This window comes from Bartonella sp. AA78NXGY (assembly GCF_042197005.1).
In the GTDB taxonomy this organism is placed as follows: domain Bacteria; phylum Pseudomonadota; class Alphaproteobacteria; order Rhizobiales; family Rhizobiaceae; genus Bartonella.
Window position 1 is genome coordinate 1 of the sequence record NZ_JBHIRI010000021.1, and the last position, 10944, is coordinate 10944.

Sequence of the window (10944 nt, forward strand, 5' to 3'; positions counted from 1 at the left end):
AGAGCCGCACCGGCTTCTGTCAGCCCTTGGGCTTTATAATCCCAGTCTTTAAATTCAGCCTTAACTGCTTGCCAATCCACTTGCTTGGATAATTCTGGATCATCACGCAGTTGCTTGATCCATGCCATGCCTGGAGAGCGAGACAATTGCTCAAGGGATTTGTCTAAATCACCGGTTGCCTGATACTCAACAACAAAGCCATCACCCGCATCAAGCTTTATGCCACCCTTAGCATCTATGGTGACATGCTCGATGGTCTCCTTAAGGTAACCTTTATCGCTCTCACTCCACCACACAAGGTTTTCATTACGCTGATAAACATCCTTAAAATCTTGATCCTTGTTGGTCAGAAACTTGATTTTTCCCGTATCTGATGCCAAATGCGTCTGACCACCACTTTTTGCCCCTATGGCATCAAGCGTGAGATCCCCATTTTGCGCATGCATGGAGAGGTTGCCCTCTGTTTCTATCGTGGTTTTGTTTGTAGTAACTTCTGTTGATTGTTGACGAAACTTATTCTTTTGCTTCGATTTGTCGCCTTCTTTGCCCCTCAGATCCAAATCAAAACTGTTAAAATCTTGCTCTGAAATCGCGTTGAGAGCGCCACCACTGGTGAAATCCCCATTGCCCTTGGCTTTAAACTTTCCCTCAAGGTTCAGTTCACCACCTGTGACAATGGTCAAATCTCCATCACTGTTGACTTCTGTCAAACGGTGCTCACTGCTTTGGGCGTTATAATGCCCTTTTTCCAATGTCTCCTTATGGTCACTCTCTAGCACTAATGAACCAAACGTAGCAGAACCATCGACAATCACCGTCATCGGACCGCCACTGCTCCATTGGCCACCAGTCATGCTTAAATCGCCAAGGGAGTGAATGTTTAAATCCTGTATAGAAATGATTTGAGCCTGCTGCCCACTGCGATCAACAAAACCATATTCATTCGTGTCACGGATTTTTGCAGTACCATCAATGATTGTCTTCGCATTGAGGGTGATGATATCCCCCAGAATAACACCGGAAGAATTGGCTAAAAGATCGCCACTGCTGAGATCTACAGCACCGCTGCCAAGCAAAAAACCACCATCATTAAACAAAGTTTGCGTAGTCGAAACATGCAATGCACCATTACTTGATATGGTGCCGCTATTGGTAAGACGGTCCGTCTCTATAGTGACGCCATTGCCTTTCAAACGTGCACTGGCAAGGTTTCCTTGCTGCGTTTTTGCCCCATAAACATCTTGTGCTAAAGAAGTGTTTGGTGCCAAATAAACGTGGGGTACCAAGACCTCTTGTCCGTCGACAAGGTGGGTCTCAAGCCAGATCATATCCTTTTTGATCCCAGCAATTTGCTGAGGCGTTAAGGGCTTGCCTAGCACTAACCCCAAGGGATCTTGCTGCTCCACAGCATTGTCATAGAGCCTTTGCATTTGAGCATTGGGATCTTCAACATCAAGAAGAGTGCGATTGCCTGTCAGTTCAAAGATTTGCTCACCCACCAGACGATATTCAAAATAAGCATCCCCTAATCTTTTAAACACGTTCTCAGGCTTATAATTGCCAATCTTTTTTAAGTAATAGTCCGATCCTAAAAATTTGCTTGGATTGATAAAGTCCTGTCGCGTCTCAACTAAAAACGGCACATCCGGTGATTGGGTCTGGTCCAATTCTGTCTTAACAGAGCTAAGCCCGTCTTGCGTTGGCACCTGTATGGATTCTGGTGCGGGTGTTTTTGTGCTTGGTGCAAAAAGCCCTTTGTGCCCTTTCAAACCATTGATAATACCGTCTAATCGATCATCACTAATCAGTGGTTTGGAACCGTCAAAATCGGTGTTTTTAACACCAGCCAAACCTTTATCGCCAGAGCTTAAGCCAACTTGCTCAACCCCCTCACGCACCGCATGATTGTCAATATAGCCTGTCAACTTGGCATCAAGCGTGCCACCAGCTTCAATCGTGCCGTAAACAGCATCATAAGTGCGCGTGATTATTACAGGATCATCAACATATTCCGATGTGTCTGTATCTCCTATTTGAGCCACCCCTGCACCCAAAATATCACCAGATGTAGTCTCAATGCGTGTTGTCGTCTCAATCTTGGTTGTTTCGGTTAAATCACGCCCCTCATTGAGCAGCGTATCGCCATGCATCACAATGTTGCCATTGGCAGCAATTAAACTATAACTATTGCGGATATCGCCGGCATGAACCGTGAGATGACGCCCTGCTAAAATCTGGGCAGCATTATTGGTAAAATGAGGCTGCTGCTGACTAACCGTCGTTGTAACTCTGGTAGTTGTGGTAGTTGTATCAACAAAAAACCACCCATCTGTTTCAGTATGTGATGTTTCATAGACATTGCGATTCACCACTTTATCGCTAACTTCAACCCCACCTTCACGCATGTTGGTAAGCGCTGAGACATCGAAGGTCATATCGCCTGACACGGCTTCTAAAAGACCCGAGCTGTTGATCACATGACCAGCCCGCTCTCCACTTAAACCACGGATGATGAGATTGTCTTCAGCAATGACATCGGCAAACTTATTAATAAAATCCCCATCTAAGGAGAAAATGGCAGATTTCTTGGCATAAATCAGCCCACTATTACTCAGATCAGCGCTCACATTGAGCGCAACCCCATCACCACTTGAGCCAATACTGCCGGCATTGTCCAAAACATCTGCGGTTAAAACAAAAGCGCCACCACTTTTGAGAACACCGTCTTCACCATTTAAAACCAGAGCAACTTGCCCCAATGACGGATCATGACTTTTTGCTATAAGCGTAAAGCTGTCACTGGCTAAAAGCTGACCTGAATTGGCTAAAGACCCAAGCTTCGCATCAACAACACCGCCCACCATGATACCGGAATTGCTTAAAACATCATGGCTGTTGAGAGTAAGTACCCCGCCTTGCGCTTCCACAAGCCCAGCTTGGGTGAGTGTGCCTGCCTTCAGCGTTACATCATAGGCACCAACCTCACTTGACTCGCCCATTGTCAATATGCCATCACTGGAAAGCTCTATCCGCTTTTGTGAAACAATGCGCCCCGTTTGGCTGAGATTTGTTTGCGCACGCAAAACAATGATATCATTGCTTTCTATCGTGCCACTATTGCTTAAATCACCATGGCTGGTCAGTTGAAGGTCACCACGCTCAATCTCTATGTGCCCTGCTTGGATCACACTATCTGCAACAATATTGACTGCCCCTTGCGTAGAAATAAGACCATCAACATTCTCAAAACTGCCCACATTAATGCGTAAACCATCCCGCGCTAAAACATGCGCACCTTCATCATGTGTAGCGTTTTGTTGCTCTGAATTTGTCGTTTCAGCGCTTTTATTGACAAAAGACGTTGCAACAATCTTCATCTCACCGGCTAAAGCACTGAGAAGACCAGCCTCATTATTTATATGACCAGCACGTGTCTCTTTCAGCCCACCAATGCTGAGAGCCTCTTCTGCAATCATTCTGCCCTGTGTGTTGGTTAAATCACCATCACTGAATACGTCCATAGATTTTTTGGCGTAAATCAGCCCACTATTGCTGACATTCCCTGCCACATTGAGGGCAACATTCTCACCACTAGAGCCAAGCACACCGGCATTGTCTAATTGCCCTGCGGTCACAACAAAAACGCCACCACTTTGAAGGACACCTTCGGATGTATTCTTCAGAAAGGCTTGTTGCGGATCGGCGCCTTCTTGTGTGCTTACCATCAAATGCAAATCATCGGTTGCAATAAACGTCCCTTGATTGGTAAATGCACCAATATGAGCATCGACACTCTCACCGCGCATTGTGCCGCTATTGATAACCCCATCACGCACTTGAAGGGTTAATGCTCCTTCTTGGGCTTCCACAGTCCCTGCTTGGGTTAAAGCATCAGCACTCAAAACCACATCATAACTTAAAATCGTGCTCTCTTGAGAGGTTGTGAGCATGCTACCCGCTGTCAAGGCAACCTGCTGCATGCTGACAATATCACCCGTGTGATTGAGGGCACCATGGGCATCCAGCGTTATCTTCCCATTGGACCAGACAGTGCCTTCTTGGATCAGGGCACCGTGATGCGCATAAAGGTCAACTTTTTGCTCTGCCACTAAGCGCGCACGTGATGTAAGCTCTGCTGCTTCCACCAAAAGAGAGCCGCCGGCGCTATAATGTCCAGCGCCTACAGTGAGCGCATCATCGGCGCTCAAGACAATATTCCCCTTGGCACCAATATGGTTGTTTAAAGCGCTGATTTGATTGGTTTTAATGGTCAGATCGCCAAGGGAAGAAACCCCTGTTTGATCATTGTCTTGCATGCGGCTCAGATCAATTGTTGCTGCTTGGATCTCTAAAAGATCACCGGCGGCTATCCGCCCATTCCCCGCCTCAAGCTTTGCTGCCTGTAAATGCAAAGAACCCGTCGCTGACTGTTGACCATCACTCCCAATACCGCTTGCTAGAAGAGCATGGGACTGGAGCTTGATCAGATCGGCGCCCACATCAACAGTACCGCTCGCTGCAACGCGAGCTTGCTCAGCCAGTTCAACATGTTTCAAAGCCTTCAGTTCAACTGCTTCTTCTGAGAAAAGCAGATCTTTCACATGTACACTATCGTGGTGGGAGTGAGCCTTCACCGCTCCTTTGGCACGTGCTTTGGCAATTACCAGCTTGCCATCACTTGTCAATCTCATGGCGCCTGCATTGGCAACCATGTCTCCGCGCATCTTAACGCCCGCACCTTTATCATTGGCAATCACGCGAATCTGCCCCGCATACATTCCACCAAACTCACTGGAATCAATCGCCAATTCTGGCTCTTTGCCATCAGAACCAAGAGAAGTTGCTTCGCGTTTGTCATAATCAAAATGATTGCGCCCCGCGATAACAGCCAAATCTCCTTTGACCTGTATGGGACCCCCGACACTGATCTTGCGCGAAACAAGATCAAAAATATCTAATGCACTCCCATCAGCCCCACGAGAGCCTATAGTGATATCTCCACCCTCAACACGCAATCCACTCAAAGCGCCATCGGCTCCAATAATCGGTTGTCCAGTCGATAAAGTCACCCGTGGTGTATTAATAAAGCCACAACCGTTACAGGTAATCCCATTGGGATTGGCGATAATAACATCCGCCATATGCCCATGTACTTCGCTCACGCCTTCAAGACGCGAGCGATTGGCACTTACCACTTCATTAAGGATAACCTTTGCTGCACCGCTATAACGCAAATTGCCGTTGCCTGGCACCAATCCCCCAAGCTGTGAACGCGAAACCTCCTCAGTCGAATTGTTCAAAATCACGCCATGGGTATCAACATTGAAACTGTCATATTTGTTATGAGAAAGACCCTGTCCATTGGGGCGCACAATATCAATCAGCGGCACATCATTGCCGGCTTTCCCCACCGTGGGGCGGAAAACAGAGCCAACCCCATCAGCTGCTTTAATCCCTTGGCTCTCTTGTGCAACAGGACTTCGCGCTCCAAGCGCTTGTGCTTGCAACAACAAAGGCTGAAAAGCTAAGCAAAAGCTTAAAACAAGTGAAAGCCCCTTATGGATCCCTCGCTGCAAAACACAAAGAACGCGCTGCCATAGCTTGTATCCATATCCCAATCTATGCTTTTGATTTTTCAATCCCCGCATCTTCAGCTCCTCATAAAATTCTTTATCTCTTTAAAAAAACAACCCATATGGGTATAAACAGCGCAGCGATATTTTTTACCGCCCCTTTGCTCTAAAATCTCAATAATGCCCGCACTTGAAATAACCCTGTCGCATTTCCCTTTTCTCGCACTGTCGATTGGGTTAAAATATTCGAATAAGACACATCAATATCCGTAATGTCTCCGGTTGCATGGAAACCAAGAGTTGCCCCAACGAGGCTCCCGCCAAAACTGTTTTTGTTTACATCATTGGCTACAGCCCCCAGATCAAGCGCCATATAAGGGGCAAATTGGCTCATAAATTTACGCCCCATTCTCGAAGAAAAACCTGGCAACAACAGCGACAATTCATTGCGCCAAAACGCCCCATTATTGCCGTAATAAATCGCCTCACGCACCCCACGCACAGAGGAACTACCACCAAGCGATATTTGTTCTGAACTAAACAACGTGTCGGGTGATAATTGTCCTGAAAACAGCGTGTTATAGCGAAAGTTATATTGTTTGAGCGAAAAAGGACGCACGTAGCCTAGGGAAAAAGACAATTTGGAAAATTGCCCTTTGGGTGAATTTTTTGTTGCATTCTCTTGCTCTTTATCGTCATAAGCGCCAAGAATTGCCAACCCTTTATGAAACCCTATATGCGCGCTTAATTCTCCTCCAAGCCACTTGCGCGAATGATCAAGCTCAAAGGTTGCAATAGCCAATTTACGGCTGGAAACATCAACCCGACTGCCCATAATAAAATTATCAGAATATTTCCATGTCAACCGTCCTGTAAGCCAGGTCTTTCCCTCTTGATCACGGTCGATAACCCGTGAAATCCACGGTGTCAGCGATAAAGACTTACCCGCTGTCATAATATCGGAAAATATTCCCTTAACACTCGAATGATATTGGCTCCACGTCCCATCAAAACCTGTTGTCCAAGTGCCATAGGGTAGAGAAAATGATCCCGTTAGAGTATCACTATTGGGGCGCTTGTGAGAAAAATGATACGGACTACCATCCATAGAACGCTGATAGCTCAACGACCATTGATCATTGATCCCCAACAGATCATCAAAAGAAAGGCTCAAGCGCGTTTGATAAAGCCCTGTTGCTTTAGCGCCAAGATTATCGCTGGAAAGCGTAATAAGCCAAGGTTTCTGTTTTTCAATATGAACATCGAGTATCGAACCACCCGAATTGCTACCCGCACCAAGATTAATGGTAGCTTGGCGTGAGAAAAGCCGATTGATTTGATCAAGCCCTTGCTCTATCTGGCGCAGATTGGTCGGCTTTCCAATAAGGTTTGGAAAAGCTGTGGTGATTTCTCCTTGAAGTCTCCTCTCAACTTTATGCCCATCAAGGGTAATATCTTCCATCACACCTTCAACAACAACGATCTTGAGATGACCGCCGCTTAAATCTTGCTCAGGCAAATAAGCCCGCACTGCAATATAGCCGCGCTTCATATAAAGCTTGGTCACCGCTTTGAGCACTTTATTGATTTCGGCAATCCCCAAACACCGTCCTTCCCAAAGAGAAATGGCTTCATGAAGGTCGGTATGAGAAATCAACTGAACATCAACAAATTCAATGCTTTTGATCAGCAAACAGGTTGTACTAGGCGAAGCACCATAGGGAGATATGGTATCATCGTCTGGCAAAAATACCTCATGGGTTTTGTTTTTACGCTGCAATTGCTGAAAACGCTGTTGTTGCGTTTGTTGTCGTTGGATGCTCTCTGATTGATTAATCGCTTTCTCACGAATGTTTTGGGCAAAACTCGCCAACGAGAAAAGGCACAAAATAGCCGTAAAAACAAAAGTGAAAAAAAATCTATGCATTCATTGTGCCCTCAAAATGAGCAACAAAATGAACCATATCATCAGCGTCACAGAAAAAATCGCCAACCGCGTAACAATTTTTTAATTTTTTGATGAGAGTAATACTTATAACATCTGAGAAAAAAGCATAGACTGTACTGTGTACACCTGCTTTATTAGTTGTGCAAACCATATCATTTCCCCCGCTTTTGAAGATTTTACAATGACACTGTTAAATGACAATCATACACTCTAATATGCTTCTTAATTTTAAGGTGTCGCATGTAATATAATTTTGAGCTTCAAGTAAAGCCTCTTATTCATAGAATATACCAAATTTATTGGAACTGTTACATATTAGAGACAACAAAAAACTATCCATTGATTGTCGCTTGATAAAAAAATAGCATGACAATCGCTTATTTACTAAAATAAGAAAAAAAGAAAATGCGTAATGCCATAACTGATGAAGAATTAGCATATTTAAAAGCCGTTTATCCCAATGAAAAAACACTAAAGATGATCTGTTTTATTATGTTTACGGTCTTTTGCATTCAGAAGATTATCGCACCCGTTATGCTGATAATTTATGCAAAGAATTGCCTCGTATCCCTTGCGTAAAAACGGCTGATGATTTTTGGAAATTTGTGACAGCAGGGCGTGAACTCGGTCATTTGCACGTAAATTATGAAACTGTAGAGCCGTATCCAGTGACCTTTAAAAAAGGCAATCCAAAATTAACTGACATCCCTAATCCAGAAAAGTTTTATTATGTGACTGAAATGAAATTTGCTGGGAATAGTAAGGAAAAGGATAAATCAACTGTTATTTATAATAGCAATATCATCATGACAGATATCTCTCTTGAATCGGTTATGGGGCGTCAATGTGTTAAGACTGATAAAAAGAGTGGCATTGTTAATGATGCCAATCGTTATGCTGTTGAAACCATTGGCAACCCTGCCTACCCTCTAGAGTTATTTCAAAGGGTTATCACTGTAAGTTTAGAAACAATGAAAATTGTTAAAAACTTACCAAAATTAGAAATTAGAGAAACTGAATAGATTTGGCATGCTCAGATGATAGGCATGTTAACCTCACAAGGGGTATAGAGCTTATAATCATATCTATACCTCTTTTGTTAAGTTGCTTACATATAATCCTAAAAGGATAGTCTATATGCGTTATTCTAAAAAGAAGAAACTTGCAATTTTAGATACTCTACTTTGGGACGATAAGCCCCTCTTTGGCTAGTTTCTCGACAGTTGTTTCTGCAACGCTTACTATGAGATTAGAAAATGATGCAAAAGCATTTCCATTGCTAGAGCCTTTTGCTAGCCATATGGTTTCTTTGTTTTTTGTATTGTGAATAAGGTAAACACTAACGCTTATGCCGGGCTTACTAATATTATGTCCACCGCTCACATAACCTGGTGTCGTTACAGTTCTTATGGTAGTAAAGTGTCCAACTTCCGAAATAGTACTTGTAGAGGTTCCTGGATGATATGTTGGCGGGATATACGTCTGTGATATAGCACGATTATCAACGCTAACTATTAGGAGTGCATCTGCGCCTTTATTTGTTATAATTTTCTCTTTCTCGTTATAGGAATAATTACGAGTTGGAGGGAAAAGTTCTAATCCTCTCAATATCTGTACATTGTATTTAACGAGGGATTTCTCAAAGGTGTCTTCAAGTTCTTTTTGCTCAAAAATAGACATGCCAACACCTCCTATAACCACCTTTTTGGTTTGAAATCGTCCCTTGTAGTTTGGATCAACAATTCCGGTCAAGTGTGTTACTTGATTATCCCAAGGACCACAAGCTGTGAGTATTAACAAACAAAATAAAATAAAAAACTTCATCATCATAAACCTTTGATTAATATCAAAAGTCTAATAATGTATTTATAATTCAAATTAAAGATACGATTTGAACTTTTAAATAATTTTTTTAGATTGTTTTGCAAAATTTAAGAAATCCACTCTTAAATAGAATTAGATTTTTTTACATTGCCTTTAAGAGGTTATACCGTAATCTAAAATGGATAGCTTTATTGTTATCAAAAGCTTTGTTTAAAGTGTGTTATGTATATTCATTTTGCTTATAGGTTTTGAAGGTGTAAAAACCGTCACCCCTCCCTCAAAACGTATATTATTGATTGAATTTAGAGGTTATATTATCAATATGGGTTGTTTTTTTAAGATCTATAAAATATTAACATATTGAAAAATAACATTTTTAATTTTTATCGTTTTTTTATCTAAAAGGGGCAACCCTCAAAACTCAAAAAACCGTCAAAACTCATAACCATAATGATCTTGATAGCATCTCTTATGAGTTACAAGCTATCTTTTGAAAAGCTTTAAAGAATCACATGATTTTCATAAAGCACGTTGTAATCATTCTCTAAATCATAAGGTTATTATTCAAAAGAACTGATTAAAATGCATAAAAGGGATTTTGATAACGTAATCAATTTTTAATTTCATACGCTTTTCATAAGACACGTGTTAATCACTCACTAAAAATATAATTTTATCTTTTAAAAAGAACTAATCAAAATAACAAAAGCCTATTAAAAAGGATTTTGCTAATCTCTATAATTATCAGTTTCTATTGAGATGTTTTCATAAGTGTTTTCATAACAGACAATAAATCGCAATTATCCTATTTATCATTTCTCTTATGAACATGAAAAATGATGCCATGGCTATAAAGAACATAACAACTATAGAGAAAGCAAAAATGCAAATGAAAGCATTTGTTTATAAAGACAGTCCCTATAAAGGCTGTTAAGTCTAAAATGTGTTATTAAAAGAAATTAACAGAAATCTTAAAAGCCATTTAGTGACAAAATTGATAGGTTATAAAGTTTAAAATACGCATTATGAGAGCGTTTCTAAATATTATAAATGTATAGATTCAGAAAATACGCAATCGTTTCATAAAACCTATAATATAGCTTTAAAAGCACATAAATATAAAAGAAGCAATTAATAAGCATAAGATATTATCAATACACAACGTATTTAAAAAATACAAAAAATATCAAAAAAGTTTATAAATTAATTGACAATAAATACGTATTTTGTTATATAAATAACCAAGTGATGAAAACACTTTCGAATAGCGAATAGGTTGCGAAAAAACCTTTTCCATTTCTTTTAAAACACTGACTATCTTTTATGCTGTGATTAGCATATATAGTGATTTTGTCGGGTGTAGCTATGCCATACAATACCCTTATGGGAAAAGCATAGCAACGGACTATTCGCCGTGTTTTCAGCACCCGATGCTCTTATAGGGTGTCAATTGAAAACTAATTTACGAATAGGTGTAAAAATGAATTCTATTGTTAACACAGAAAAAACATCTCCAAAATACGAATTTATTGATGATTGTGAATATATCGATGGTCATTTCTTAACTCGAATTAGAGCCTTAAGAGATTTTGATGATGT

General features: G+C 41.4%; 4 protein-coding genes and 1 pseudogene. 1 reads left to right on the top strand and 4 read right to left on the bottom strand.

Features of this window, described 5'->3' with window-relative positions; translation table 11 throughout:
* The 3 genes from ACFINL_RS08665 to ACFINL_RS08675 all read right to left on the bottom strand — a co-directional run.
* The coding region (locus ACFINL_RS08665; RefSeq protein ID WP_375651402.1) for a filamentous hemagglutinin N-terminal domain-containing protein at positions 1-5648 on the bottom strand (5648 nt) is incomplete at its 3' end.
* Between the two features lie 91 nt (positions 5649-5739).
* Positions 5740-7500 carry a ShlB/FhaC/HecB family hemolysin secretion/activation protein gene (locus ACFINL_RS08670; RefSeq protein ID WP_375651403.1) on the bottom strand — a complete coding sequence of 587 codons (1761 nt, stop codon included), beginning with the start codon at positions 7498-7500 and terminating at the stop codon, positions 5740-5742.
* On the bottom strand, positions 7493-7672 hold the full coding sequence (locus ACFINL_RS08675) for a hypothetical protein (protein ID WP_375651404.1): 180 nt from the start codon (positions 7670-7672) through the stop codon (positions 7493-7495). Before ACFINL_RS08675 ends, ACFINL_RS08670 begins: the two co-directional genes overlap by 8 nt.
* Before the next feature lie 257 nt (positions 7673-7929).
* On the opposite strand from ACFINL_RS08675, the pseudogene ACFINL_RS08680 reads away from it, so the two are divergent.
* Positions 7930-8543 (top strand): annotated as a pseudogene (locus ACFINL_RS08680) (type ISP restriction/modification enzyme); the annotation flags it as partial.
* A 157-nt stretch (positions 8544-8700) separates the two neighbouring features.
* Here ACFINL_RS08680 and ACFINL_RS08685 read toward each other — a convergent pair.
* Positions 8701-9351 carry a hypothetical protein gene (locus tag ACFINL_RS08685; protein WP_375632701.1) on the bottom strand — a complete coding sequence of 217 codons (651 nt, stop codon included), beginning with the start codon at positions 9349-9351 and terminating at the stop codon, positions 8701-8703.
* Between the last annotated feature and the right edge of the window lie 1593 nt (positions 9352-10944).